We start from the raw sequence: 24446 nt of genomic DNA, 5'->3' as shown, positions 1-24446 counted from the left end.
AGGATGAAAGACCGCCTCGCGCTGATGCTGGCCGCCTTCTGGTGGGGCAGTCTCACGACGATCGGTTTCCTCGTGGTGCCGATGCTCTTCGCGAAGCTCGGCAGTCCCGCAGTGGCCGGAAATTTCGCGGGCCAGCTGTTCGAGGCGCAGAGCTGGATTGCGATCGGCTGCGGCCTGCTGCTCCTGGTTCACTTCCGCACGAAGATGGACCAGCGCATCGACAGCGCCTCGATGAGCGCCATCTTCCTGATCCTGGGTGCGCTGCTGCTGGCTTTGCTCCAGCAATATGCCGTGGCGCCGCGCATTCTTGCGCGCGACAACCTCAAGCTGTGGCACGCCGTAGGAAGCGGCATGTATGTGGTCCAGTGGCTCTGTGCCGGTGCGCTGCTGTGGCGCATGGGCGGCCGGGCGCCTGCTGCGGCCTGAATGCCGGCGGCGGCAGGACGACTTGCGCCGTCCCCGCCGCCATCCCGTTCATTCCTTCCAGAACCTGGCGACCCAGTTCGCCGGCCGGATGTAGCGGAAAGCCCGGTTGCGCCGGCCCGCCAGCGCGTCGGGCGGATTGCATTCGCCGTGGAACACCATGATGCGCGCACCCTCCGGCACAAAGGGCTCTTCCCAGTAGTTGGTCGGCCACATCGGGATGCCGTGGTACTTGAAGCTCGGGCACCAGGCCGCGGGCCAGTAGCCCAGCTTGCCCTGCTTGTGCAGCACGTCAGACAGATAGGCCTGCTCGTTGCGGTACTCGGCCTGGACCTTGTCCATGTTGGCGCGGAAATACGCCAGCACGTCGGCATGGGCGCCCAGCTCGAAGCGGTAGACCGACGAGTTTCCCGTGATCCGCTGGCGCCGCCAGGGGCGCGCGTAGTCGTGGATGATCAGGAACTCGCCGGGGTATTCGAAGAAGGCATCGAGGCCGCCGACGATGACCACGTCCACGTCCAGGAACAGGGCAGTGCCGCGCAGGCCGTGCAGGTCTTTTTCGAAGGTGGTGAGCTTCTTCCACGCGCCGTCGCGCTGGCCGGGCGCCAGCTGCAGGTTCAGCGGCGGGATCGGCAGGCAGGTCACTTCGGGGCGGATGCCGGTGCCGTCGTCCGTCAGGCACACGAACTTGAAGTCGCCGCTGAGATTGCGGCGCACCATCGCGTAGAGGCGGTTGACGTATTCGGGGCCGTATTTCGTGCCCCACTTCATGCAGAGAATGTGGCGCTGTGCGCCTTGCGCTGGCGCCAAGTTCAGTCTGCCTGGTTGCGTTTCTTGGCCGAGAGCGGCCGCTTGGCCTTGGCGCGCTTGATGGTGCCGCCGGGCGTGAGGCGCTGGTTGCCGAGCACGCGCAGGGTCTTGATCTCGGGCCGCTGGCCGCCGCGCTTGCTGTACTTCAGCACCTTGATGTCGCGCGGGCCGGGCATGCGGTCTTCATCGACCACGCGCTCTTTCTCCGGCTTGGGGCGCCACAACACCAGCAGCTTGCCAATGTGCTGGATCGGGGCCGCGCCGAGCTCTTCGGCGAGTTCGCGCAGCATGGCATCGCGAGCCAGGCGATCGTCGGAAAAGACACGAATCTTGATCAGGCCATGGGCCTTGAGCGCCGCGTCGGCCTCTTTCTTCACGGCAGGGGTGAGCCCGTCTCCACCGACCATGACGATCGGATCCAGGTGGTGAGCTTCGGCGCGGTGCACCTTGCGCTCGGCAGGGGTAAGTTGAATGGCGGGCATCCCCGTATTATCGACGCGTTACAAAGACCTCCATGAGCACCAAAGCCAAAAGCAAAAAAGTCAACAAAGCCTGGCTGCACGACCACATCAACGACCCGTACGTGAAATTGGCCACGCGCGAGGGATACCGCGCACGCGCCGCCTACAAGCTCAAGGAAATCGACGAGTCCCTCGGCCTGGTGAGGCCGGGCCAGCTGGTGGTCGACCTGGGTTCCACGCCCGGAGCCTGGAGCCAGTACCTGCGCCGGCGCATGTCGCCCGAAGGCGCCGCGGCCGGCGAGCTGAACGGCACCATCATTGCGCTGGACATCCTGCCGATGGAGCCGATCGAGGGCGTCACCTTCCTGCAGGGCGATTTCCGCGAAGCGGAACTGCTGGAGCAGGTGCTGGGCGTGCTGGCCGGGCGGAAGGCCGACCTGGTGGTTTCCGACATGGCGCCCAACCTGTCGGGCATCCATTCGGCCGATGCGGCTCGCGTGGCGCACCTGATCGAGCTTGCCATCGACTTCGCTCAGCACCACCTGAAGCCCGAGGGGGCGCTGGTGGCCAAGCTCTTCCACGGCAGCGGCTATGACGAGCTGGTGAAGCTGTTCAAGGCGAACTTCCGCATCGTGAAGCCCTTCAAACCCAAGGCTTCGCGCGACAAATCGTCGGAAACCTTCCTTGTCGGCATGGGTCTGAAGGCTCAGGAAACGCTTTGATACCTTGACGCCGGGGCCCGCAAAGCGTGCCCATGGGGCGCAAACCCTTGTCAGGCTATGGCTGCTTTAGGGAAATGCCCGCTTTTCGCAGCTTGAAAAGCCTAAAATGGGGCGCAATTGCGTATCCATAGCGCGTTCTTTTCACAATCTTGTCACGCGCTTTCGACTGGAGCTTCGTTTGAACAATCAGTGGTTTTCCAAAGTTGCCGTATGGCTCGTCATTGCCATGGTGTTGTTCACTGTGTTCAAGCAGTTCGACACCCGCGGCGGCGTCGGCTCAGGGACGGTGAGCTATTCGGAGTTCCTGGATCAGGTCCGAAACAACCAGATCAAGAGCGCCGTCATTCCTGAAGGTGCCGGCGGCGGAGAAATCGTGGCCGTCACCAACGAGGATCGCAAGATCCGCACGACCGCCACCGTGCTCGACCGCGGCCTGGTGGGCGACCTGATCGACCACAACGTCAAGTTCGACGTCAAGCCGCGCGAAGAGGGCTCGCTCCTCATGACGCTCCTGGTGAGCTGGGGGCCGATGCTGCTCCTGATCGGGGTCTGGATCTATTTCATGCGGCAGATGCAGGGCGGTGGCAAAGGCGGGGCATTCAGCTTCGGCAAGAGCAAGGCCCGCATGATGGACGAGAACAACAACACGGTCACTTTTGCCGACGTCGCGGGCTGCGACGAGGCCAAGGAGGAAGTCCGCGAGGTGGTCGATTTCCTGAAGGACCCGCAGCGCTTCCAGAAGCTCGGCGGCCGCATTCCGCGCGGCCTGCTGCTGGTCGGCCCTCCGGGTACCGGCAAGACCTTGCTGGCCAAGTCGATTGCCGGCGAAGCCAAGGTTCCATTCTTCTCGATCTCGGGTTCGGACTTCGTCGAAATGTTCGTCGGCGTGGGCGCGGCCCGCGTGCGCGACATGTTCGAGAACGCCAAGAAGAACGCGCCCTGCATCATCTTCATCGACGAAATCGATGCGGTGGGCCGCCAGCGCGGCGCCGGCCTGGGCGGCGGCAACGACGAGCGCGAACAAACCTTGAACCAGATGCTGGTCGAGATGGACGGCTTCGAAACCAACCTGGGCGTGATCGTGGTGGCTGCCACCAACCGTCCGGACATCCTGGACGCCGCGCTGCTGCGCCCGGGCCGCTTCGACCGCCAGGTGTACGTGACGCTGCCCGACATCCGCGGCCGCGAGCAGATCCTGGGCGTTCACATGCGCAAGGTGCCGCTGGGCCAGGACGTGAACCCGAGCGTCATCGCGCGTGGCACGCCCGGCATGTCCGGCGCCGACCTGGCCAACCTCTGCAACGAAGCCGCGCTGATGGCCGCACGCCGCAATGCGCGCGTGGTCGAGATGCAGGACTTCGAGAAGGCCAAGGACAAGATCTTCATGGGCCCCGAGCGCAAGAGCATGGTCATGCCCGAGGAAGAGCGCCGCAACACGGCCTACCACGAGTCCGGCCACGCGCTCATCGGCAAGCTGCTGCCCAAGTGCGACCCGGTCCACAAGGTCACCATCATCCCGCGCGGCCGCGCGCTGGGCGTGACCATGAGCCTGCCCGCTCAGGACCGCTACAGCTATGACCGCGAATACATGCTGAATCAGATCAGCATGCTGTTCGGCGGCCGCATCGCCGAAGAAGTGTTCATGCACCAGATGACCACCGGCGCCAGCAACGACTTCGAGCGCGCGACCTCCATCGCCCGCGACATGGTCACGCGCTATGGCATGACCGATGCGCTGGGTCCGATGGTCTATGCCGAGAACGAAGGCGAAGTGTTCCTCGGCCGCTCGGTCACCAAGACCACCAACATGAGCGAGCAGACCATGGAAAAGGTCGATGCCGAAGTGCGCCGCATCATCGACGAGCAGTACGCCCTGGCGCGCCGCCTGATCGAGGAAAACAGCGACAAGATGCACGTCATGGCCAAGGCCCTGCTCGAATGGGAAACCATCGATACGGAACAGCTCGACGACATCATGGCCGGCCGCGCGCCGCGTCCGCCCAAGGACTGGACGCCGCGCATTCCGCCCTCGGGCAGTGGCGGCAGCGGCGGTACGCCGGCAGTCAATCCGGATCCGGCACCCACAGTGGCCTGAAGTGAATCCGGTGTTCCACACCAACGGGGCCATGGGCCCCGTTTTCGATGAAGGTGCCGCATGACGATGGCCCGCGCGGCGGCCTGGCAGGCCGGCCGTTTTGCAATCGATCTCGCGCAGCCGCGCGTGATGGGCATCGTCAACGTCACGCCCGATTCCTTCTCCGATGGCGGGGCGCATGCGTCCGCCGAGGCTGCGCTGCGGCATTGCGAGCAGTTGCTGAAGGAGGGCGCCGACATCCTCGACATCGGCGGCGAATCGACCCGCCCCGGCAGCCCGGCCGTGCCGCTCGAGGCCGAACTGGCGCGCGTGCTGCCGGTGGTCCGGGAGGCCGTCAAGCTCAACGTGCCGCTGTCCGTCGACACCTACAAGCCGAAAGTCATGCGTGCGGTGCTCGAGCTGGGCGCCGACATCGTCAACGACGTCTGGGCGCTGCGGCAGCCCGGGGCGCGTGAGGCGGTGGCGGCGCATCCCTCCTGCGGCGTCTGCCTGATGCACATGCACCGGGATCCGCAAACCATGCAGACGGCGCCCATGCAGGGCGACGTGCTGCCCCAGGTGTTGTCGTTCTGGGCCGAGCAGGTGGCGCAGCTTCGGGCGCTGAAGGTCGATCCATCGCGAATCACGCTGGACCCGGGCATTGGCTTCGGCAAGACCGTGGTGCAGAATTTTGCGCTGCTGGCACGTCAGCGCGAACTGCTCGGGGCCGGCTATCCGCTGCTGCTGGGCTGGTCCCGCAAGTCGTCGATCGGCACGGTCAGCGGCATTCCGGCGGCAGCAGAGCGCCTGGTGCCCAGCGTGACGGCGGCGGTGCTCGCCGTGGACCGGGGCGCGGCGGTCGTGCGGGTGCACGACGTGCGCGACACCGTGGCGGCCATCGCCGTGTGGCGCGCCATGAAGGCCGAAGAGAGACATCCATAACGAAACCCGACAACAAGAACGAATTCATGACCCGCAAATACTTTGGCACCGACGGCATCCGTGGCACGGTCGGCCAGTCGCCCATCACGCCCGATTTCGTGCTGCGCCTCGCGCATGCCGTGGGCCGCGTGCTCAAGAAGAGCGAGGCGCGCCCCACGGTGCTGATCGGCAAGGACACGCGCATCTCGGGCTACATGCTCGAGTCCGCACTGGAGTCGGGTTTCAACTCCGCCGGGGTCGACGTGGTGCTGCTGGGACCGCTGCCGACGCCTGGCGTGGCGTACCTGACGCGCGCCCAGCGTGCGAGCCTGGGCGTGGTGATCAGCGCCAGCCACAACGCCTATCCCGACAACGGCATCAAGTTCTTCAGCGCGCAGGGAACCAAGCTCGACGACGCATGGGAGCTTGCGGTGGAAGCCGCGCTCGAAGAGCCCCCCGTGTGGGTCGACTCTGCCAACCTCGGCAAGGCACGCCGCCTCAACGACGCGCCGGGCCGCTACATCGAGTTTTGCAAGAGCACCTTCGCCAACGACCTGACCCTGCGCGGCATGAAGCTCGTGGTCGATGCGGCGCATGGCGCGGCCTACCAGGTGGCGCCGAACGTGTTCCACGAACTGGGCGCCGAGGTCAGCAGCATCGGCTGTGCACCCGACGGCCTCAACATCAACAAGGGCTTCGGCGCGACCCATCCGGCCGCGCTGGTCGAAGCCGTCACCGCGCAGAAGGCCGACTACGGCATCGCGCTCGACGGCGATGCCGACCGCCTGCAACTGGTCGATGCCAGCGGGCGGCTGTTCAATGGCGACGAGCTGCTCTACCTCATGGTGGCCGAGCGCATGGCGCGCGGCGACAAGCCGGCGGGCGTGGTCGGCACGCTCATGACCAACAAGGCCGTCGAGGTGGCGCTGCGCGGGCAGGGCATCGAGCTGGTGCGCGCCAAGGTGGGCGACCGCTATGTGCTCGAGGAACTCGAAAAGCGCGGCTGGCTCCTGGGCGGCGAGGGCTCGGGCCATCTGCTGGCACTCGACCGCCACACCACCGGAGACGGCATCGTGAGCGCGCTGCAGGTGCTGCAGGCCTGCGTGCGCAGCGGCAAGACGGTGGCGCAGCTGCTCGCGGAGATCACGCTGTTTCCACAGGTGCTGATCAATGTCCGCCTGGCGCCAGGACAGGACTGGAAGAACAACGACGCGCTGGCTGGCGAAACGCAGCGCATCGAAGCCGAGCTCGGCGACAGCGGCCGCGTGCTGATCCGCGCGAGCGGCACCGAACCGCTGGTGCGCGTGATGGTCGAGGCGCGCGATGCGAAACAGGCTGAATCTTGTGCGAAGCGGCTTGCCGCAACCCTGGAACCGGCGCGGTGACGATGATCGAGGTTGTGCTCGCGGACTACCGCGACGCCGCGCACGCAGCCGCGCTGGTCGACCTGCTCGACGCCTATGCACGCGATCCCGCGGGCGGTGGCACGCCGCTCGAAGCGGGCGTGCTGGCCGGGTTGCCCGCGGCGCTGGCCGCGCGGCCGCAAGCATTCAGCGTGCTCGCGTACGACGGGCCAACGCCCGTGGGCCTGGTCAACTGCATCGAGGGCTTTTCGACCTTCGCCTGCAAGCCGCTGGTCAATGTGCACGACGTCGTCGTGCTGCCCAGCCATCGCGGCCGGCGCATTGCGCAGCGCATGCTTGCGCGGGTGGAGCAGGAGGCCCGCGCGCGCGGCGCCTGCAAGCTCACGCTCGAGGTGCTGTCGGGCAATGCGCCAGCGCTGCGCAGCTACGAGCGCGAGGGGTTCGCCGGCTATCAACTCGATCCGGCGTTCGGGCACGCGGTGTTTCTGCAGAAGAAGCTCTGAAAAGAAAAAGGGCCGGGCGCGTTGGCGCCGTCGGCCCTCACCCCAACCCTCTCCTGGAGGGAGAGGGGGTAAGACGAATCAGAAGCGCGTGACGGGCATGTCGGCATCGCCTTTGTTCGGCGCGTACTTGCCCAGCTCCCACTTGGCGATCGCATTGCGGTGCACTTCGTCCGGGCCGTCCGCAAAGCGCAGCGTGCGGGCACCGGCGTAGGCGTAGGCCAGCGGGAAGTCGTCGCACATGCCGCCGCCGCCATGCGCCTGCATGGCCCAGTCGATCACCTGGCAGGCCATGCTCGGCGCCACCACCTTGATCATCGCGATCTCGTTCTTCGCGACCTTGTTGCCGGCCACGTCCATCAGCCACGCGGCCTTGAGCGTGAGCAGGCGTGCCATGTCGATCTTGCAGCGCGCTTCGGCGATGCGCTCCTGCGTGACGGTCTGCGAGGCGACGGTCTTGCCGAACGCCACGCGCGAGGAGGCGCGCTTGCACATCAGCTCGAGCGCGCGCTCGGCCAGGCCGATCAGGCGCATGCAGTGGTGGATGCGTCCGGGGCCGAGGCGGCCCTGGGCGATTTCGAAGCCGCGGCCTTCGCCGAGCAGCATGTTGTCGGCTGGCACGCGCACATTCTCGAAGTACATCTCGACGTGGCCGTGCGGCGCGTCGTCGTAGCCCATCACGTTGAGCGGGCGCACGATGCGGATGCCCTTGGCATCGGCCGGCACGATGATCATGCTCTGCTGCGAATGCCGCGGCGCGTCGGGGTCGCTCTTGCCCATGGTGATGAAGACGGCGCAGCGCGGATCGGCGGCGCCCGAGATCCACCACTTGCGGCCGTTGATCACGTACTCGTCGCCCTGGCGCTCGATGCGGGTCGAGATGTTGGTGGCGTCGCTGGAGGCCACGTCGGGCTCGGTCATGGCAAAGGCCGAGCGGATCTGGCCTTCGAGCAGCGGCTTGAGCCAGCGCGCCTTGATGGCTTCGGAGCCGTAGCGGGCAATGGTCTCCATGTTGCCTGTATCCGGTGCCGAGCAGTTGAAGGCTTCCGAGGCCCATGGCACGCGGCCCATGATCTCGGCCAGCGGCGCGTATTCCTGGTTGGTGAGGCCCGCGCCTTCGTAGCCCGAGGCGGCTGCGCTGTCGACCGGCAGGAACAGGTTCCACAGGCCCTGGGCCTTGGCCTTTTCCTTGAGCTTCTCGACGGTCTTGAGCGCGGTCCAGCGCTTGCCCGCGGCCGTGTTGGCGGCCAGCTCGGCGGAATACTCGGCTTCGGCCGGATAGATGTGCGCGTCCATGAATGCGCTCACGCGCTTCTGGAGCTCCTTGGTTTTTGCCGAGTATTCGAAGTCCATCGTCTGTCTCCTGGTGGGGTGTGGGGGGGCGGTTACGCCTTTTGGGCAAACTGCCAGGCCATTTCGGCCATGGGGCGCGCGCCGCGGGCCGAGGCCACGGCCTGCTCGCTCGATGCGGTGCCTGCCTCGACCCGCTTGGCAATGCCTTGCAGGATCGCGGCCATGCGAAAGAGGTTGTAGGCCTGGTAGAAATTCCAGTCGGGCGCCAGCGCCTCGGGCGTGGTGATGCGCGTGCGCTCGCAGTAGCGGCGGATGTATTCGCTCTCGGTGGGAATGCCCAGTGCCGCGACATCCACGCCGCCGATGCCGCGCCCCGTCGTGGGGGGCATGTGCCACGACATGCAGTGATAGCTGAAGTCCGCCAGCGGATGGCCCAGCGTGGAGAGCTCCCAGTCGAGCACCGCGATGATCCGCGGCTCGGTGGCATGGAACATCACGTTGTCGAGGCGGTAGTCGCCGTGGACGATCGAGATCTTGCTTTCGTCGCGCGCGCTCGCCGGCATGTGCGCGGGCAGCCAGTCGATCAGCCGCTCCATGGCCTCGATGGGCCGCGAGAGTTCGCCGGCGCCATCGGCCGAGGCCTTGTACTGCTTGCTCCATCGGCCGATCTGGCGCTCGAAGTAGTTGCCGGGCTTGCCGTAGTCCGCGAGGCCGCGCTCGGCGAACTTCACGGTATGCAGCGCCGCGATGACGCGGTTCATCTCGTCGTAGATGGCCGTGCGCTCGGCGTTGTCCATGCCGGGCAGGGCCTGGTCCCAGAGCACGCGGCCCTGCATGAATTCCATCACGTAGAAGGCGCGGCCGATCACGGCTTCGTCCTCGCACAGGCAGTGCATGCGGGGCACCGGCACGTCGGTGCCGGCCAGCCCGCTCATGACCTTGAATTCGCGCTCCACGGCATGGGCCGAGGGCAGCAGCTTGGCAACGGGGCCGGGCTTGGCGCGCATCACGTAGCTTTGCGTAGGCGTGACGAGCTTGTAGGTCGGATTCGATTGGCCGCCCTTGAACATCTCGACCGTCAGCGGGCCCTGGAAGCCGTCGAGGTTCTTCGCCAGCCACGCTGCGAGCGCTTCGACGTCGAAGGCATGCTGCTGCGAGACCGCACGGGTGCCGATGAAGTTGGAGAAGTCCTGGCTCATGTCAATGATCTGCTTCCGAGACGCGCATCAGCGCTGCGCGATCCAATACAACCAGGCCGCCCGGCTCGATGCGGATGGTGCCCTCGCGTTCCATGGTCTTGAGTTCCTGGTTGACCCGCTGGCGCGACGCGCCGAGCAATTGGGCGAGTTCTTCCTGCGCGAGCTGCAGGCCGATGCGCATCTGGCTGCCGTCTTCCAGGTTGGGCACGCCGTAGCTGCGCACCAGGTGGATGAGCTGCTTGGCCAGTCGTGCGCGCAGGGGCAGGGTGTTGAGGTCTTCCACCAGCCCGAACAGCGTGCGGATGCGGCGCGCCTGCAGCCGCATCAGCGCTTCGTACAGCTCCACGTGCGCAGCCAGGATCTTCTGGAAGTCGGCCCGCGCCACGCACAGGATGGTGGTGTCCCCATGCGCATAGGCGTCGTGCGTGCGCCGGTCCCCGTCGAACATCGCCACGTCGCCGAACCAGATGCCCGGCTCCACGTAGGTCAGCGTCACCTGCTTGCCCGAGACGGCCGTCGAGCTGACGCGCACCGCGCCCTTGGCGCAGGCGATCCAGTGGTCGGGAGGATCGCCGCGGGCAGCGATCAGGTCGCCGTCCTTGAAGCGTTTGACGAAAGCGCATCGGAGAATGTCGTGCCGTAGCGATGGAGAAAGAGAAGAAAACCAGCGACCGCTGTTGATCGCTTCACGTTCTTCGATGGTAAGAATGGGGTCGTCCATTGGTCTGTCCTGTCGGCGACTGAAAAACTGGAGGGTGTCGCAGGAGCGACGGCGTGCCGCTACTCGTAGTGCGGTGGTTTCTTCTCGATGAACGCGGCAATGCCGATGCCCGCATTCGGGTGGTGCAGGTTGCGCACGAAGTGGTCGCGCTCCTGCGAGAGCTGCGACGCAAAGGTGGCGCCGGGCGCTTCGCTGAGCAGTTCCTTGATGCTGGCCAGCGAATTGGGCGCACGCTCATTGAGCCGGGCCGCCAGCGCCAGGGCGCTCGCAAGCGCCTGGCCGTGCTCGCTCAGTTCATTGACCAGCCCGAGCGCATGCAGCCGCGGCGCGCCGATGCGCTCGCCGCACATCAGCCACTCGCTGGCGAGTTGGCGCGGCAATGCACGGCCCAGCTGCCAGCTCAGGCCGCCATCGGGCGAGAGCGCCACGTTGCTGTAGGACGCTGCAAAGATCGCGTCGCGCGCGGCCACCACGAAATCGCAGGCCAGGGCCAGCGAGAAACCGGCGCCTGCAGCCGCGCCTTCCACCGCTGCGATGATGGGCTTGGGAAAGGCGCGGATCGAGTCGATCCAGTTGTGCAGCCCTTCGATGCTTTCGGCCTGCACGGAAGGATCGCGCTGCCGGTTGTCGGACAGCCGCTGCAGCGAACCGCCGGCGCAGAACCATGCGCCTTCGCCCACGATGACGACGCTGCGGATTTCGTCGCTGCTCTCGGCGCCGTTGAGCGCCTCGATGCCGGCGGCGTAGATCTCGGGGCCCAGTGCGTTGCGCTGGGTCGGGTTGGCGATCGTCAGCACCATGGTGCGTCCCTCGCTGGTGCTCTTCAGTTCGGCGGTCATCGCTGTGATGCTTTCGTTTTTTGGTGTTTGTCTGCTTATTCTTCTTCGTGCAGCAGGCTCAGGCCGATCGCGCCGCGGCGGCGCAGCCACGGGCTCGGGCGATAGCGCGGATCGCCGTAGACGGTCTGCAGGTTGAACAGCACTTCGAGCATGTTGGTCGGGCCGTACAGGTTGCCCATGGCCAGCGGGCCGCGCGGATAGCCCAGGCCCAGCTGCACCGCGGTTTCGAGGTCGGCCGGCGAACAGACGCGCTGCTGGCACATGTCCGCGGCAATGTTCACGATGGTGCCGATCACGCGCTGCGTCACGAAGCCGCCGCTGTCGCGGATCACGCTCACGGCCTTGCCATCGCGCGCGAAGAGCGCGTGCGCCGCATCGCGGATGTCGCGCCGCGTGGCGGGGTTGGTGGCGAGCACGCGGCGCTTGGTGGCGGCATCGTCGATCAGCATGTCGATGCCCATGGTGCGCGTGGCGTCCAGGCGCTCTACCGCGGCTACCGTGGTCACGTCGAAGCCCAGCGGCGCCACCAGGATCAGCGACGTGGGCGCCGCCGTGGCGCCGCTGTCGATCTGGGCGCCCAGCGCGTTCACCAGCCGCAACAGCTCGGCCCGCCGCGCGGCGCGGGGCGAGACCCAGACCGAGGGCATTGCCGCCACCACCGGCGGCGCCGGCTCGGCGGGCTGCTGCATCACGCCGTCGTTGTAGCGGTAGAAGCCCTCATTGGTCTTGCGCCCCAGCACGCCGGCCGCAAGCCGCTGGGCGGTGATCACGCTGGGACGGAAGCGCGGCTCCTCGTAGTACTGGTGGTAGATCGACTCCATCACCGGATGCGACACGTCGAGCGCGGTCAGGTCCATCAGCTCGAAGGGGCCCAGGCGAAAGCCCGCCTGCTCCTTCAGGATGCGGTCGATGGTGGCGAAATCGGCCACGCCTTCGCCGGCGATGCGCAGCGCTTCCGTGCCATAGCCGCGGCCCGCGTGGTTGACGATGAAACCCGGCGTGTCCTGCGCCTGCACGGCGCTGTGGCCCATCTGCACCGCATAGCCTGCGAGCTGCTTGCAGACCTCGGCCGAAGTCTTGAAGCCGGCCACCACCTCGACCACTTTCATCAGCGGCACCGGGTTGAAGAAGTGAAAGCCCGCCACGCGCTCCGGATGCGCGAGCCCGGCCGCGATGGCCGTGACCGACAGCGACGAGGTGTTGGTGGCCAGCGTGGCCGTGGGTGCGATCACTGTTTCGAGCTCGCGGAACAGCTTGCGCTTGACCTCGAGATCTTCGACCACCGCTTCGATCACCAGGTCGCACTGGGCCAGCGCCCCGACCGAGTCGACCGCCTTCACGCGCGCGATCTGCGCATCGCGCGCCGCGGCGTCGATCTTGCCCTTCTCGTGCAGCTTGTTCCATTGGGCCATGAGGGCTTCGCGTCCGCGCTCGGCGGCACCTGCAAAACTGTCGAGCAGCAGCACTTCGCTGCCTGCCTGGGCCGCGATCTGTGCGATGCCTCGGCCCATGGCGCCGGCGCCGACGACGCCGATCCGGGTGTAGTTGACTGTCATTGGAAAAAAGATCTTCGCTGGTTGGTGGGCGTCCGGGTCCGCTTGCAGGCACCGGGCCCGGAGTTTTGCGCAGCCTTCGATTTTGCAGCCATCGGCCGCCGGGCCATGCCGGGTTTTACGCGGGGCCGCGCTGTCAGGCCGGCCGGCGGCTGCGGTCGATGGCCACACTCAGGCCGATGGCCGCGAGCAGCAGGGCAAAACCAGCCCAGTTCATCCATGCCACCGCGTCGTTGGCAAGCAGCCATCCACCCAGGCCGGCGCCCACCGCCTGGCCGACATAGATGCCGGAACTGTTCAGCGCCACCGAGCCCGGCGCGAGCGCGGGGGCCAGGCTGACCAGCCTTGCCTGCTGCGCCGAATTGGTCGCGAAGCAGCCCAGGCCCCAGGGCACGAGCACCGCCGCCAGCCACGGCAGCGTGCCGGCCCATGGCCACAGGAAGAGGCTCAGCGCAATCAGCGAACTCGTCAGGAGCACCATGCGGCCCGCGCCCACGCGGTCGATGAACCGGCTCACGAGCATGTTGCCCGCGAGGCCGAATACGCCGAACAGCGCCCACATCAGGCTCAGCATGGTGGGATCTGCGCCGAAGTCCCGCTTCAGGATCGGCCCGAAATAGCTGAACAGCACGAACTGGCCGGCGCCCTGCAGCGCCGTGACCGAGACGATGCCCATCAGCACCGGGCTGCGCAGCACGCGCGCCCAGGCGGCTGCCGTCAGCGCCGCGGGGCGAATCCCCTGCGGCAGGGTCAGCCAGACCGATGCCGCGCTCGCGACGCTGAGCAGCGCAATCGCACCGAAGGCCATGCGCCAGCCGAAATGGCCGCCCACCAGCGCACCGATGGGCAGGCCGAGCACCGAGGCCAGCGACCAGCCCAGAAAGACGAAGGTCACGGCGCGGCCGCGATGCTCCGGCGGCACCAGCATGCCGGCGCAGGCCGCGGCCTGGGGCGTGAAGATCGCAGGCGCCACCACCGTGAGCATGCGCACCGGCAGCAGGGCGCCGAAGCTCGGCATCAGGGCCGCAATGGCATGCCCGGCCGCGTACCAGAGCAGGGTGAGGGCGAGCAGCTGGCGGCGGTCCCAGCCTGCGACCGCCGCCGCGAGCAGCGGCGCGCCCAGGCACATCACGACCGCAGCAACCGTGATCAGCTGACCCGCGGTCGCCACCGAGACAGACAGCGACGCGCTGATTTCGTTGAGCGTGCCCGGCACCACCATCACGCCCGTGCCGATCACGAAATTGCCGGCCAGCAAGGCCCACAGTGCGCCGCGCGGCGCGGGGCGGCTCACTGAAGAACCTTCGGCTGCGGTATCCGCCCTGAGGCGGCCCGGCGGCTCATGGAATCACCGGCGAACCTGCAGCGCGCCGGGGTTCACGATGTTGGTGGGGTTGCCCTTGATGAAGCTCACGACATTGTCGAAAGCCTGGCCGAAGTAGCTTTCGTAGCTGTCCTGCTCGACATAGCCGATGTGCGGCGTGCAGATGCAGTTCTCCAGCCGCAGCAGCGCATGGCCCTGCAGCGGCGGCTCGCTCTCGAACACGTCGACCGCCGCCAGTCCGGGCCGGCCGCGGTTGAGCGCAGCGAGGAGTGCATCGGCCTCGACCAGTTCGGCGCGCGAGGTGTTGACGAAGAGCGCCGTCGGCTTCATGCGCGAAAGGTCTTCGAGCTTGACCAGGCCGTTGGTTTCCTCGTTGAGCCGCAGATGCACCGACAGCACGTCGGCCGCGGCGAAGAACTCGTGGCGGTTCTGCGCCACCTGGAAGCCGTCGGACCGCGCCTTGGCGCAGCTTGCCTCGCGCCCCCAGATCACCACCTGCATGCCGAAGGCCTGCCCGTAGCGCGCCACCAGCTGGCCGATGCGGCCGTAGCCCCAGATGCAGAGCGTCTTGCCCTTGAGCACCGAGCCCAGCCCGAAATTGGGCGGCATGGAGGCCGACTTGAGCCCCGACTGCTGCCAGGCTCCGTGCTTGAGGTTGCTGATGTACTGCGGCAGGCGGCGCATGGCCGCCATGATCAGCGCCCAGGTCAGCTCGGCAGGCGCCTGGGGCGAGCCGGTGCCCTCGGCCACCGCCACGCCGCGCTCCGTGCAGGCCGTGACGTCGATATGGCCGCCGACGCGCCCGGTCTGCGAAATGAGCTTGAGCTTGGGGAGCTTTTCGATCAGCTGGCGGGAGATCTGGGTGCGCTCGCGGATCAGCACGATCACGTCGGCATCCTTCAGCCTGACCGAAAGCTGCCCGATGCCCTTGACCGTGTTGGTGTAGACCTTGGCTGCGTACGCGTCCAGCTTGGCGGCGCAGCGCAGCTTGCGCACGGCGTCCTGGTAATCGTCGAGGATCACAATGTTCATGGCGTGCCATTGTGCCTCGCAGCATTGGCATGACGCGCGTGTGAACGTTTGGATACCCACCCCGGGCAGTGGTCACCGGGGTGCACGGGTTCAGTGCAACTGGGTGGAGCGGGGCGCGGGGCTGATGGTTTCCATCGCCTCGAGTGCCGCCAGCCGGTCGAGCTCGGCGCAGACGTCGGCCATGCGGCCCGAAATCACCATGCGGTTGGTGTTGCGTCTTTCGCCCTGCGGGCCGTCGACCACGCGGATGACGCGCAGCGGCCGCACGGGCGCCGGCGCCGCCTTGGGGGTTGCCGCGTGGTCGCGGGCCGCGCAGGCCGGCCGGACTGCGACGTAGCGCAACCCGGCGGAGCTGCTGCCGGTGTCGCGCCGCGCCGGGCGGCGTGCCGGCAGCAGCCGGCTTGCAAGCGATTGCAGCGGCATCCACAAATCAGCGATGGCGAGGAGGGCGATTCCCATGTGAACTCCAAAAAAGTCTGAGGTTGAACACAGGCAGGATTTCTTTGAATGGACGCAACAGGGTGATGGCGACAAAGCGCCATACGCCCGCCACCTGTTGCGGCCGGATGGGTTGCTGCTTTCGGCAGGCCGCGAAGGGCTACATCAGCATGGTGTTGCGGATCAGGCCCACCGCCAGGCCTTCGATCTCGAAGGGCTCGCCGGGCTGGACCACGATGGTCGGGTAGTCAGGGTTTTCAGCATGCAGCTCGATGACCTGCTTGTTGCGCTTGAGGCGCTTGACCGTGACTTCGTCGCCCAGGCGCGCCACCACGATCTGGCCGTTGCGCGCTTCCTTGGTGGCCTGGACCGCGAGCAGGTCGCCGTCCATGATGCCGGCGTCGCGCATGGACATGCCGCGCACCTTGAGCAGGTAGTCGGGCTGGCGCTGGAACAGCGTGTTCTCGACGTAATAGGTCTGGTCGACGTGTTCCTGCGCGAGGATGGGCGAGCCCGCCGCCACGCGGCCGATCAGAGGCAGCGCGAGCTGCGACATGCCGGGCAGCGAGAGGGAGAATTGGCCGCCTTCGCGGTGGCGCGTCTCATTGAGCGAGCGCAGCGCGTCGCCCTTGAGCCGGATGCCGCGCGAAGTGCCGCTGACAAGTTCGATCACGCCCTTGCGGGCCAGCGCCTGCAGGTGTTCCTCGGCGGCATTGGCCGACTTGAAACCCAGCTCATTGGCGATTTCGGCCCGCGTGGGCGGCGCGCCGGTACGGGCAATGGCGCTCTGGATCAAGTCCAGGATCTGCTGCTGGCGGGCGGTAAGCTTCACGGCGAACTGCATATGTGGTTCCTTGCGGCACTGGCTGAATATCCAGTACCTGTATTTTTAACCAGTTTTTAAAAGTTGGCAACCCATGGTTAATTCCCCTTCCTCCGGCCTGCGGCGCATCGTGGTCCTGGGCACCGGCGGCACCATTGCAGGCCGGGCCGCGAGCGGCGCCGACAACATTGGCTACACCGCTGGAGAGGTGGGCGTGGCGGACCTGCTCGGCGGCATCGATGCGCCCGCAGGCGTGGCGCTCGTGGCGGAGCAGGTGGCGCAGCTCGACAGCAAGGACATGGCTTTCGACGTCTGGCTGCAGCTCGCCACGCGCTGCACGTTCTGGCTGGCCGAAGCCGACGTGGCGGGCGTGGTGATCACGCACGGCACCGACACCATCGAGGAAACGGCTTACTTCCTTCAGGCGGTGCTTGCGCCCGGCAAGCCCGTGGTACTGACCTGCGCCATGCGCCCGGCCAGCTCGCTCTCGCCCGACGGTCCGCAGAACCTGCGCGATGCGATCGCCGTCGCGGCCACACCGGCGGCGCACGGCGTGGCGGTGGTCTGCGCGGGTGCCATCCACGGCGCGCTCGATGTGCAGAAGGTGCACACCTACCGCCCGGACGCGTTTTCATCGGGCGATGCCGGGCCGATCGGCTATGTGGAAGAGGGCGCGGTGCGGCGCCTGCGCGACTGGCCGCAGGTGGTGGGCGGGGCCGCGAAGCTTCCTGAAGCGAAGGCAGGGGCGGAGGTGCGCTGGCCGCGCGTGGAGATCGTCACCAGCCATGCGGGCGCAAGCGGCGCGCTCGTCGACCTGCTGCTGCAGGAGCGCGCATCGGGCGCTGCCGAACCGATCCGCGGACTGGTCGTGGCCGCGACCGGCAATGGCACGGTGCACCATGCGCTCGAGGCGGCGGCGCTGCGGGCGCAGGCCGCGGGCGTGGCAGTGCTGCGTGCCACCCGTTGCGCGAACGGACGCATCCTGCCCAAGCCCGGCGATCCGCTGCGGGACGCCGGTGCGCTCACGCCCGTCAAGGCGCGCATCGCGCTGATGCTGGAACTGATGGAAACGGCGGCCGCCTGAGCGGCGGCCGCGGGCAGCCGAGGAGGCTCAGCTGCTGAGGGCCGCGAGTGCGCGCTGCTTGATCTCTTCGACGCTGCCCACGCCCTGGATCGCGCGGTACTTCGGCGCCGAAGCCGGATCGGCCTTGGCCCAGGCCGAGTAGTAGTCGACCAGCGGACGCGTCTGCTGGCTGTAGACCTCGAGCCGCTTGCGCACGGTTTCTTCCTCGTCGTCCTTGCGCTGGATCAGGTCTTCGCCCGTGACGTCGTCCTTGCCTTCCACTTTGGGCGGATTGAACTTGACGTGGTAGGTGCGGCCCGACGCAGGATGTGAACGGCGGCCGCTCATGCGTTCGATGATGTCGCTGAACGGCACGTCGATTTCGAGCACGTAGTCGAGCTTGACGCCAGCCGCCTTCATGGCGTCGGCCTGGGGAATGGTGCGGGGGAAGCCGTCGAACAGGAAGCCGCTGGCGCAATCGGGCTGCGCGATGCGTTCCTTCACGAGGTTGATGATCAGGTCGTCGCTCACGAGCCCACCGGACTCCATGACGGCCTTGGCCTGCTGTCCGAGCGGGGTGCCGGCCTTGACGGCGGCGCGCAGCATGTCGCCGGTCGAAATTTGAGGGATGCCGTATTTCTGGCAGATGAAGGCTGCTTGCGTGCCTTTGCCCGCCCCGGGCGCGCCCAGCAAAATTAGTCTCATGGTGTCCTCGGAGGGTTCTTCGATCTTGTGTCGCGCCAAGCGTCAGCCCGGGAGCGGGGCAAGGCGGAGTTGCGTCGAGGATAGCATGCGAGCGCGTGAAGAATTTCCGCTGCCACGCTTGCGGCAGCGCACTTTTTAGCGCGCCGGTTCGGCGGCGAAGACCGCGCGCACGCGCTCGAGGTCCGCGGGGGTATCGACGCCGGGCCCGGGTGCGACATGGCTGACGTGCACCGCAATGCGATGCCCGTGCCACAGCGCACGCAGCTGTTCGAGCGCTTCGGTGGCCTCGACGGGCGCAGGTGCCAGCGAAGGAAAGCTGCGCACGAAGCCGGCGCGGTAGCCGTAGATGCCGATGTGCCGCAGCGGAGCCGGTGCGGGCAGCACGGAGGGTGGCGCGCCATTGGCGGAACCGTCGCGCCACCATGGAATGGGCGCGCGGCTGAAGTACAGCGCGTTGCCTTGTGCATCGAGCACCACCTTCACCACGTTCGGGTTCAGGAAGTCGTCGAGCGAGTCGATCTCGTGGGCCGCCGTGCTCATGGCGGCTTCCGGATGTGCGGCCAGCGCGGATGCGACGGCGTCGATCAGCGCGGGGTCGATCAGCGGCTCGTCGCCCTGGACGTTGACGACGATGTCGTTGCCGTCCAGCCCCAGTTGTTCGCAGGCTTCGGCCAGGCGGTCGGAGCCGCTCGGGTGGTCCTGGCGGGTCAGGATGGCTTCCACGCCATGCCTTGCGCACGCCTCGACGATGGCCGCGTCGTCGCCCGCCACCACCACGCGCGCGGCGGCGGATTGGCTGGCACGTCGGGCCACGCGCACCACCATGGGCAGGCCGGCGATGTCGGCCAGCGGCTTGTTGGGCAGCCGCGTCGAAGCCAGCCGGGCCGGCACCAGGACAGTGAAGTTCATTGATGCACCCTTGGCGCTGCGCGCCTTCCCGCCAGGCGGGAGCGAGCTTGCTTGGGGCGGCCCGGCGCGGCGCTCACAGCCCCAGCTCTTCGTCGGACAGCGTGCGCGCTTCGTTCTCGAGCAGCACGGGGATGCCGTCGCGCACCGGATAGGCCAGGCGCGCGCTGCGCGAGCAGAGTTCCTGCTTCTCCGGGTTCCAGGTCAGCGGGCCCTTGGTGACGGGGCAGACGAGCAGTTCAAGCAGCTTGGTATCCATCGAGCGATGATAGCTTTGCGTCGAGCGCCGCGAAGAATTCCGGCGAGGGTGTGAAGTCCAGCGGCACCGCCAGCACGTCGGGCGCCCTGGGCCACAGCTTGACGGCGTCTTTTTCGGTGCAGACGAGGCGCTGCCCGGTCCCGGCGGGGCGCTGCCACCCTTCGAAATCGTGGTGGTCCGGCAGGGCGATCGTCTCGGAAAGCGTCAGCCCGCGCGCCCGCAGCATGCCGAAGAATGCTTCGGGCCGCGCAATGGCCGCCAGCGCGATCAGCGGTTCGCCGGCCAGTGCCTCGAGCGGCGTGCGTTTGCCGTCGCTGGCCACGGCGTTTTGTGCAAGTGCACGGGTGGCGGTGTAGCCGCCCTTGAAGGCGGGATGTTCTCCGCTGTGGAGCACCAGGTCGCAAGGGCGCGGCCAGCGCTCGCGCAGCGGGCCTGCGGGCAGCCGCCAGCCGTTGCCCACGCCGCGGTCGTCGAACACGCAGATCTCGATGTCGCGCGCCAGCGCCAGGTGCTGCAGCCCGTCGTCGCTCACGATGACCTGCGTGGCCGGGTGCCGGGCGAGCAGGGCGCGCGCAGCCTCGATGCGGCGCCGCGCCACGAACACCGGCGCGCCGGTGGCACGGCGAATCAGCAGCGGTTCATCGCCGGCGTCGGCAGCGCTGCTCTCGGCGAGCACTTCGCGGCAGTCGCCGGTGCGGCGGCCGTAGCCGCGCGACACCACGCCAACCTGCAACCCGCGGGCCTGCAGGTGCCGCACGACCGCCATCACGACCGGGGTCTTGCCTGCGCCCCCGGCAATCACGTTGCCAACCACGATCACTGGCACGCGGACGCGTCCGGTCGTGCGCCATCCCTTCCGGTAGAGCCAGCGCCGCAGCCCGAAAAGCGCTGCGTAGACCAGCGACAGGGGCCACAGCAGGCAGGCGAGGACGCCGCGATCCAGCCAGGCGCGCTGCAGCCGCGAGGCCGGCACAGCGATCGGGCCGGTGGTGCCGGTGGTGCTGCGGCCCTGCGACGGCACTCAGTGCCCTGTTTGCGCCGACGACTGGGCTGCGAAAGTGATCTGCACCAGGCCCACGCGGCGAGCGGCTTCCATCACCGTGATCACGGCCTGGTGCGGGCTGCTGGCGTCGGCGCTGATGATGACCACGCTGTCCTTGCCGCCTGTGGCGGCCGCGCCCAGCGCGGCGGCCACGGTGTCCACGTTGCGGTCGGCCACGGGCTTCTTGTTGATCGAGTAGCGGCCGTCGGCGGAGACCGCCACGATCACTTCCTTGGGATAGTCGCGCTGCGAATCCACGTCCGCCGTCGGCAGCCGAAGCTGCATTTCGGTGAATTTGCTGTAGGTGGTCGACAGCATCAGGAAGATCAGGATGACCAGCAGCACGTCGATGAACGGGATCAGGTTGATCTCCGGCTCATCGCGCGCGCCATGGCGAAACTGCATGCGGCCGCGGGTCACGGCAAGTCTCCGCCGGGCAGCGCGGCACAGGCAGCGGCAAGCGATGCGAAGCCCATCATTTCCGCAAAGCGTTCAGGTGACGCGCGAAGCGCTCGCCCGACAGTTCCAGGTTGAGCAGGTATTCGTCGACCCGGCTGCGGAAATAGCGCCAGAAGATCAGGGTCGGAATGGCCACGATCAGGCCGAAAGCCGTGTTGTACAGCGCGATCGAAATGCCATGCGCCAGCTGCGCGGGATTCCCCGAGCCCACCGCGCCGCTGCCGGGCGACTGCGACCCGAAGATCTCGATCATGCCGATGACCGTGCCCAGCAGGCCGAGCAGCGGCGCCGCCGATGCAATGGTGGCCAGCGCCGGCAGGTAGCGCTCCAGCTTGTGCGCCACGGTGCGGCCCGAGGCCTCCATGGCCGCGCGCAGGTCGTCCTCGGTGCAGCGCGGATTGGCATTGAGCGCCCGCAGGCCGGCGGCCAGCACCTGTCCGAGCATCGAGTTGCGCTCAAGCTTGGTCACCACGTCGGGCCCCGGCACCGCGCCGTGCGACACGGTAATGGCTTCGTCGAGCAGCTTGGGCGGCAGGACCCTCACGGTCTTGAGGCTTGTGAAACGTTCGATAACCAAGGCGAGCGCGATGATCGAACAGGCGAGCAATGGCCAGATCGGCCAGCCCGCGGCAACTATGATGGAAAACAAGGAATCCTCCGGCCCCGTAGACTGCAAATGCGCGGCGATTATCCACCGAGGCCACCATCGCCACGCGGCTTGTTTGCATGTCAGCGAAGACGCACAGATTCTGTGGATAACTTTGTGATTAACCCGCTGCGCAACTTGTCCGGACCCGCATGGGACGGGCCTCCCGCTAGATCGATCGAATTTTGAGCAGTTCTTTTTTCAATGAAATCAACAGCTTGCACGACAAACCGTGCACCTGTTCCGTATCGAGGCCGCGGCACCGAGGCCGGGCAACCCACTGTGGAAGAGTGGCCGCCGGCCGGGCGGGCGTCCTGTGAACCTGCGTGACGCGAATCCAACGCCGGGCCCGCGGATCTGGGCTGTCGGCGCGCTGTGCCGGGCGGTGGCCGACGCGCTCGATGCGCGCTTCAATCCGGTCGCCGTGCGCGGCGAGATTTCCGGCTTCTCGCGCGCGTCGAGCGGACACTGTTACTTCGCGCTCAAGGATTCGTCCGGCCAGCTGCGCTGCGCAATGTTCCGGCGCGCTGCGGGCCTGCTCGATTTTTCGCCGCGCGACGGCGACCAGGTCGAAGTGCGCGGGCGCCTTGCGGTGTACGAGCCGCGCGGCGACCTGCAACTGGTGGTCGAAAGCCTGCAGCGCGCCGGCCAGGGGGCGCTGTTCGAGCAATTCCTGCAACGCAAGGCGCGGCTCGAGGCCGAAGGGCTCTTCGATCCGGAGCGCAAGCGCGCGCTGCCGGTCATGCCGCGTGCGGTCGGGCTCGTCACCTCGCTTGGCGCCGCGGCGCTGCACGACGTGGTCACGGCGCTGCGGCGCCGCGTGCCGCACATCCCCGTGGTCCTGGCGCCGGCCGCGGTGCAGGGCGCCAATGCACCGGCGGAACTCGTGCGCGCGCTGCAATCGCTGTACACACTGGAGCCGGCCGTTGACGTGATCCTGCTGGTGCGCGGCGGCGGCTCCATCGAGGATCTCTGGGCCTTCAACGACGAAACCCTGGCGCGCACCATCGTCCAAAGCCCGGTTCCGCTGATCTGCGGCGTTGGCCACGAAACCGACTTCACCATTGCCGACTTCTGCGCCGACCTGCGCGCGCCCACGCCCACGGCCGCGGCGGAGCTCGTCAGCGCGCCCCAGGCGATGTGGCTTGGTGCGATCGATCTGCTGAATGAACGGCTCGACAGTGCGCTGGGGGCACGCCTCGACATTCTGGGGCAGCGCCTCGACCAGGCGGCAGCGCGACTGGGGCGGCCCTCCGGACTGGTGGCGCGCCAGCAGCTGCGGCTCGCTCACCATTCGCAGCGGCTGCGCTATGCGCTGCTGTCCAGGGCCGAGCGCCTTGCCCAGGTGCCGCGCACGATTGCCGCCGATTTCCCGCTCAGGCTCGAGCGCGCGATGGCGCAGCGGCGCGAGCGGCTGGAACGTGTCGCCTTGCGCCTGCGGTTGCTCGATCCTGCGCTGGTGCTCCAGCGCGGCTATGCCTGGCTCACCGATCCTGAGGGCCGCGCGATCGTCAGCGCCAAGAAGCTGAGCCCGGGCGACGCCGTGGTCGCGCGGCTCGCCGATGGTTCGGTCGACCTGACCGTGACGCCCGGCAAAACGGGAACACGTCCGACGCCGGGCGCGTAATTCCTTTCTAGAATCCTTTATTCCCCACAACCAACCCACGAGAAAAACCCATGGAACATGTGCTCCCACCCCTGCCATACGCTCTTGACGCGCTGGCACCCGAGTACTCGAAGGAAACGCTCGAGTACCACTACGGCAAGCACCACAACGCCTACGTGGTGAACCTCAACAACCTGCAAAAGGGCACCGAGTTCGAATCGATGCCCCTTGAGGAAATCGTCAAGAAGTCCAGCGGCGGCATCTACAACAACGCCGCCCAGATCTGGAACCACACCTTCTTCTGGAGCTGCATGAAGCCCCAGGGCGGCGGTGCTCCGAGCGGTGCGCTGGCCAAGGCCATCGATGCCAAGTGGGGCAGCTACGACGCGTTCAAGGAAGCGTTCGTGAAGTCGGCCGTGGGCAACTTCGGTTCGGGCTGGACCTGGCTGGTGAAGAAGGCCGACGGCTCGCTGGACATCGTGAACATGGGCGCCGCGGGCACGCCGCTGACCACCGGCGACACCCCGGTGCTGACGGTGGACGTCTGGGAGCACGCCTATTACATCGATTACCGCAACCTGCGCCCGAAGTTCGTCGAGACCTTCCTGGCCAAGCTGGTGAACTGGGACTTCGCGGCCAAGAACTTCGGCTGAACCGGGTTTTCCCAATGAAAAAGCCGACCCCAGGGTCGGCTTTTTCGTGGGCCGGAGGAAGGCGGGTGCTCAGCGCTTCGAAGCGGCGAACAGTTCGCCGCCGAGCCTGGCGCCCTTCTTGATGTTCTTCTTGGCGAACCAGCCTTGGTTCATCTCGAGCACGAAGCGCACAGGCTCCTCGGAGCAGTGGGAGTTCTCGGTCATGGGCTGCATGTCGACCAGGTTGACGATGCGGCCATCGTCCGCCACGAAGGCGGCGGTCAGCGGCAGCAGCGTGTTGCGCATCCAGAAGCACTGGGTGGCCGGCTGGTCGAAAACGAAGATCATGCCTTCGGCCTGCGGCATCTCCTTGCGGAACATCAGGCCGATTTCCCGCTGCCGAGGCGTCTGTGCGACTTGCGCATCGATCTTGTACAGGCCAACGGACAGCTGCGTGCGTTGCAGATCGGTCTGGGGTTGCTGCTGGGCCAGCGCGGAGCCCATCAGGGAGGTGGCAAGCAGGAGCAGGGCGGCAAAACGCTGGAACATCGGAGCTTCTTTCAGGGCAGGGTCCAAGGACGCCGGGCCAATAAAAATGCCCGCTGATGCGGGCATTGCCGGTGAGCGTGGA

27 protein-coding genes are annotated in these 24446 nt (G+C 67.2%); 9 read left to right on the top strand and 18 right to left on the bottom strand.

Translation table 11 applies throughout. The features are described 5' to 3' along the window. Positions 1-3 precede the first annotated feature (3 nt). Positions 4-426: a DUF4149 domain-containing protein gene (locus ACAM54_RS13950; RefSeq protein WP_145746595.1), complete on the top strand. Its 423-nt coding sequence runs from the start codon at positions 4-6 to the stop codon at positions 424-426. Between the two features lie 48 nt (positions 427-474). On the opposite strand, the gene ACAM54_RS13945 is transcribed toward ACAM54_RS13950, so the two are convergent. Together ACAM54_RS13945 and ACAM54_RS13940 are read right to left on the bottom strand one after the other, a co-directional pair. Continuing rightward, positions 475-1194, bottom strand: coding sequence for a glycosyltransferase (locus ACAM54_RS13945; protein ID WP_369647940.1), 720 nt, complete (start codon positions 1192-1194; stop codon positions 475-477). Between the two features lie 41 nt (positions 1195-1235). Beyond that, a complete protein-coding gene (locus ACAM54_RS13940; RefSeq protein WP_369647939.1) occupies positions 1236-1715 on the bottom strand; it encodes a YhbY family RNA-binding protein in 480 nt (159 codons plus the stop codon). Positions 1716-1747: 32 nt separating this feature from the next. On the opposite strand from ACAM54_RS13940, the gene ACAM54_RS13935 reads away from it, so the two are divergent. The 5 genes from ACAM54_RS13935 to ACAM54_RS13915 all read left to right on the top strand — a co-directional run bounded on the left by ACAM54_RS13935 (position 1748) and on the right by ACAM54_RS13915 (position 7278). Continuing rightward, positions 1748-2416 (top strand): RlmE family RNA methyltransferase, encoded by a 669-nt coding sequence (locus ACAM54_RS13935; RefSeq protein ID WP_192323723.1) that lies wholly within the window; start codon positions 1748-1750, stop codon positions 2414-2416. A gap of 178 nt (positions 2417-2594) precedes the next feature. Further along, the gene (ftsH, locus tag ACAM54_RS13930) at positions 2595-4511 is read left to right on the top strand and encodes an ATP-dependent zinc metalloprotease FtsH (RefSeq protein WP_012747732.1); all 1917 of its coding nucleotides are present in this window, start codon (positions 2595-2597) and stop codon (positions 4509-4511) included. Between the two features lie 60 nt (positions 4512-4571). Next, positions 4572-5432, top strand: a complete 861-nt coding sequence (gene folP / locus ACAM54_RS13925) for a dihydropteroate synthase (RefSeq protein ID WP_369647938.1) — start codon at positions 4572-4574, stop codon at positions 5430-5432. A gap of 26 nt (positions 5433-5458) precedes the next feature. Next, positions 5459-6796 carry a phosphoglucosamine mutase gene (glmM, locus tag ACAM54_RS13920; protein ID WP_145746599.1) on the top strand — a complete coding sequence of 446 codons (1338 nt, stop codon included), beginning with the start codon at positions 5459-5461 and terminating at the stop codon, positions 6794-6796. A gap of 2 nt (positions 6797-6798) precedes the next feature. Then, a complete protein-coding gene (locus ACAM54_RS13915; RefSeq protein WP_369650978.1) occupies positions 6799-7278 on the top strand; it encodes a GNAT family N-acetyltransferase in 480 nt (159 codons plus the stop codon). 78 nt (positions 7279-7356) lie between these two features. Here ACAM54_RS13915 and ACAM54_RS13910 read toward each other — a convergent pair whose 3' ends face one another. The 9 genes from ACAM54_RS13910 to lexA all read right to left on the bottom strand — a co-directional run bounded on the left by ACAM54_RS13910 (position 7357) and on the right by lexA (position 16518). Beyond that, a complete protein-coding gene (locus ACAM54_RS13910) occupies positions 7357-8628 on the bottom strand; it encodes an acyl-CoA dehydrogenase family protein (protein WP_145746600.1) in 1272 nt (423 codons plus the stop codon). Between the two features lie 32 nt (positions 8629-8660). Further along, positions 8661-9767, bottom strand: a complete 1107-nt coding sequence (locus ACAM54_RS13905; protein ID WP_369647937.1) for a phosphotransferase — start codon at positions 9765-9767, stop codon at positions 8661-8663. Position 9768: 1 nt separating this feature from the next. Continuing rightward, positions 9769-10488 carry a Crp/Fnr family transcriptional regulator gene (locus tag ACAM54_RS13900; RefSeq protein ID WP_012747738.1) on the bottom strand — a complete coding sequence of 240 codons (720 nt, stop codon included), beginning with the start codon at positions 10486-10488 and terminating at the stop codon, positions 9769-9771. 59 nt (positions 10489-10547) lie between these two features. Then, complete coding sequence (locus ACAM54_RS13895) at positions 10548-11327, bottom strand: oxepin-CoA hydrolase, alternative type (RefSeq protein ID WP_192323729.1); 780 nt, start codon at positions 11325-11327, stop codon at positions 10548-10550. A 35-nt stretch (positions 11328-11362) separates the two neighbouring features. Further along, positions 11363-12883, bottom strand: a complete 1521-nt coding sequence (locus ACAM54_RS13890; RefSeq protein WP_369647936.1) for a 3-hydroxyacyl-CoA dehydrogenase — start codon at positions 12881-12883, stop codon at positions 11363-11365. A gap of 133 nt (positions 12884-13016) precedes the next feature. Continuing rightward, the gene (locus ACAM54_RS13885) at positions 13017-14174 is read right to left on the bottom strand and encodes an MFS transporter (RefSeq protein ID WP_369647935.1); all 1158 of its coding nucleotides are present in this window, start codon (positions 14172-14174) and stop codon (positions 13017-13019) included. A 54-nt stretch (positions 14175-14228) separates the two neighbouring features. Next, on the bottom strand, positions 14229-15236 hold the full coding sequence (locus ACAM54_RS13880) for a D-2-hydroxyacid dehydrogenase family protein (protein ID WP_145746605.1): 1008 nt from the start codon (positions 15234-15236) through the stop codon (positions 14229-14231). Between the two features lie 90 nt (positions 15237-15326). Then, positions 15327-15695, bottom strand: a complete 369-nt coding sequence (locus ACAM54_RS13875; RefSeq protein ID WP_145746606.1) for a hypothetical protein — start codon at positions 15693-15695, stop codon at positions 15327-15329. 139 nt (positions 15696-15834) lie between these two features. Next, positions 15835-16518: a transcriptional repressor LexA gene (gene lexA / locus ACAM54_RS13870; RefSeq protein ID WP_018904999.1), complete on the bottom strand. Its 684-nt coding sequence runs from the start codon at positions 16516-16518 to the stop codon at positions 15835-15837. Positions 16519-16591: 73 nt separating this feature from the next. Between lexA and ACAM54_RS13865 the strand changes: the two genes are divergently transcribed. Next, positions 16592-17581, top strand: a complete 990-nt coding sequence (locus ACAM54_RS13865) for an asparaginase (RefSeq protein ID WP_369647934.1) — start codon at positions 16592-16594, stop codon at positions 17579-17581. A gap of 27 nt (positions 17582-17608) precedes the next feature. On the opposite strand, the gene adk is transcribed toward ACAM54_RS13865, so the two are convergent. The 6 genes from adk to ACAM54_RS13835 all read right to left on the bottom strand — a co-directional run bounded on the left by adk (position 17609) and on the right by ACAM54_RS13835 (position 21580). Beyond that, positions 17609-18265 (bottom strand): adenylate kinase, encoded by a 657-nt coding sequence (gene adk, locus ACAM54_RS13860; protein WP_145746608.1) that lies wholly within the window; start codon positions 18263-18265, stop codon positions 17609-17611. Positions 18266-18400: 135 nt separating this feature from the next. Continuing rightward, positions 18401-19174 carry a 3-deoxy-manno-octulosonate cytidylyltransferase gene (gene kdsB / locus ACAM54_RS13855; RefSeq protein ID WP_369647933.1) on the bottom strand — a complete coding sequence of 258 codons (774 nt, stop codon included), beginning with the start codon at positions 19172-19174 and terminating at the stop codon, positions 18401-18403. Between the two features lie 73 nt (positions 19175-19247). Continuing rightward, entirely contained in the window at positions 19248-19430 is a 183-nt protein-coding gene (locus ACAM54_RS13850; RefSeq protein ID WP_007836935.1) for a Trm112 family protein, read from the bottom strand. Then, positions 19411-20451, bottom strand: a complete 1041-nt coding sequence (gene lpxK / locus ACAM54_RS13845; RefSeq protein ID WP_309934653.1) for a tetraacyldisaccharide 4'-kinase — start codon at positions 20449-20451, stop codon at positions 19411-19413. The genes ACAM54_RS13850 and lpxK overlap by 20 nt, the downstream gene beginning before the upstream one ends. Further along, positions 20452-20877, bottom strand: a complete 426-nt coding sequence (locus ACAM54_RS13840; protein WP_145746725.1) for a biopolymer transporter ExbD — start codon at positions 20875-20877, stop codon at positions 20452-20454. Between the two features lie 70 nt (positions 20878-20947). After that, positions 20948-21580 (bottom strand): MotA/TolQ/ExbB proton channel family protein, encoded by a 633-nt coding sequence (locus ACAM54_RS13835; RefSeq protein ID WP_145746611.1) that lies wholly within the window; start codon positions 21578-21580, stop codon positions 20948-20950. 313 nt (positions 21581-21893) lie between these two features. On the opposite strand from ACAM54_RS13835, the gene xseA reads away from it, so the two are divergent. Together xseA and ACAM54_RS13825 are read left to right on the top strand one after the other, a co-directional pair. Beyond that, positions 21894-23204: an exodeoxyribonuclease VII large subunit gene (xseA, locus tag ACAM54_RS13830; RefSeq protein WP_369647932.1), complete on the top strand. Its 1311-nt coding sequence runs from the start codon at positions 21894-21896 to the stop codon at positions 23202-23204. Between the two features lie 50 nt (positions 23205-23254). Further along, complete coding sequence (locus ACAM54_RS13825; protein WP_192323740.1) at positions 23255-23836, top strand: superoxide dismutase; 582 nt, start codon at positions 23255-23257, stop codon at positions 23834-23836. A 69-nt stretch (positions 23837-23905) separates the two neighbouring features. Here ACAM54_RS13825 and ACAM54_RS13820 read toward each other — a convergent pair whose 3' ends face one another. Continuing rightward, a complete protein-coding gene (locus tag ACAM54_RS13820) occupies positions 23906-24364 on the bottom strand; it encodes a DUF192 domain-containing protein (RefSeq protein ID WP_145746614.1) in 459 nt (152 codons plus the stop codon). Positions 24365-24446 lie beyond the last annotated feature (82 nt).

It is taken from the genome of Variovorax sp. V93 (genome assembly GCF_041154485.1).
Lineage (GTDB): Bacteria > Pseudomonadota > Gammaproteobacteria > Burkholderiales > Burkholderiaceae_C > Variovorax > Variovorax beijingensis_A.
This window is presented reverse-complemented; position numbering and strand designations above follow the sequence as displayed.

Bases quoted from the DNA above. Each gene is read 5' to 3' on its own strand.
- ACAM54_RS13950 (WP_145746595.1), top strand. From the start codon at position 4: ATGAAAGACCGCCTCGCGCTGATGCTGGCCGCCTTCTGGTGGGGCAGT.
- ACAM54_RS13945 (WP_369647940.1), bottom strand. From the start codon at position 1,194: ATGAAGTGGGGCACGAAATACGGCCCCGAATACGTCAACCGCCTCTAC.
- ACAM54_RS13940 (WP_369647939.1), bottom strand. From the start codon at position 1,715: ATGCCCGCCATTCAACTTACCCCTGCCGAGCGCAAGGTGCACCGCGCC.
- ACAM54_RS13935 (WP_192323723.1), top strand. From the start codon at position 1,748: ATGAGCACCAAAGCCAAAAGCAAAAAAGTCAACAAAGCCTGGCTGCAC.
- folP (WP_369647938.1), top strand. From the start codon at position 4,572: ATGACGATGGCCCGCGCGGCGGCCTGGCAGGCCGGCCGTTTTGCAATC.
- glmM (WP_145746599.1), top strand. From the start codon at position 5,459: ATGACCCGCAAATACTTTGGCACCGACGGCATCCGTGGCACGGTCGGC.
- ACAM54_RS13915 (WP_369650978.1), top strand. From the start codon at position 6,799: ATGATCGAGGTTGTGCTCGCGGACTACCGCGACGCCGCGCACGCAGCC.
- ACAM54_RS13910 (WP_145746600.1), bottom strand. From the start codon at position 8,628: ATGGACTTCGAATACTCGGCAAAAACCAAGGAGCTCCAGAAGCGCGTG.
- ACAM54_RS13905 (WP_369647937.1), bottom strand. From the start codon at position 9,767: ATGAGCCAGGACTTCTCCAACTTCATCGGCACCCGTGCGGTCTCGCAG.
- ACAM54_RS13900 (WP_012747738.1), bottom strand. From the start codon at position 10,488: ATGGACGACCCCATTCTTACCATCGAAGAACGTGAAGCGATCAACAGC.
- ACAM54_RS13895 (WP_192323729.1), bottom strand. From the start codon at position 11,327: ATGACCGCCGAACTGAAGAGCACCAGCGAGGGACGCACCATGGTGCTG.
- ACAM54_RS13890 (WP_369647936.1), bottom strand. From the start codon at position 12,883: ATGACAGTCAACTACACCCGGATCGGCGTCGTCGGCGCCGGCGCCATG.
- ACAM54_RS13880 (WP_145746605.1), bottom strand. From the start codon at position 15,236: ATGAACATTGTGATCCTCGACGATTACCAGGACGCCGTGCGCAAGCTG.
- ACAM54_RS13875 (WP_145746606.1), bottom strand. From the start codon at position 15,695: ATGGGAATCGCCCTCCTCGCCATCGCTGATTTGTGGATGCCGCTGCAA.
- lexA (WP_018904999.1), bottom strand. From the start codon at position 16,518: ATGCAGTTCGCCGTGAAGCTTACCGCCCGCCAGCAGCAGATCCTGGAC.
- ACAM54_RS13865 (WP_369647934.1), top strand. From the start codon at position 16,592: ATGGTTAATTCCCCTTCCTCCGGCCTGCGGCGCATCGTGGTCCTGGGC.
- adk (WP_145746608.1), bottom strand. From the start codon at position 18,265: ATGAGACTAATTTTGCTGGGCGCGCCCGGGGCGGGCAAAGGCACGCAA.
- kdsB (WP_369647933.1), bottom strand. From the start codon at position 19,174: ATGAACTTCACTGTCCTGGTGCCGGCCCGGCTGGCTTCGACGCGGCTG.
- ACAM54_RS13850 (WP_007836935.1), bottom strand. From the start codon at position 19,430: ATGGATACCAAGCTGCTTGAACTGCTCGTCTGCCCCGTCACCAAGGGC.
- ACAM54_RS13840 (WP_145746725.1), bottom strand. From the start codon at position 20,877: ATGCAGTTTCGCCATGGCGCGCGCGATGAGCCGGAGATCAACCTGATC.
- ACAM54_RS13825 (WP_192323740.1), top strand. From the start codon at position 23,255: ATGGAACATGTGCTCCCACCCCTGCCATACGCTCTTGACGCGCTGGCA.
- ACAM54_RS13820 (WP_145746614.1), bottom strand. From the start codon at position 24,364: ATGTTCCAGCGTTTTGCCGCCCTGCTCCTGCTTGCCACCTCCCTGATG.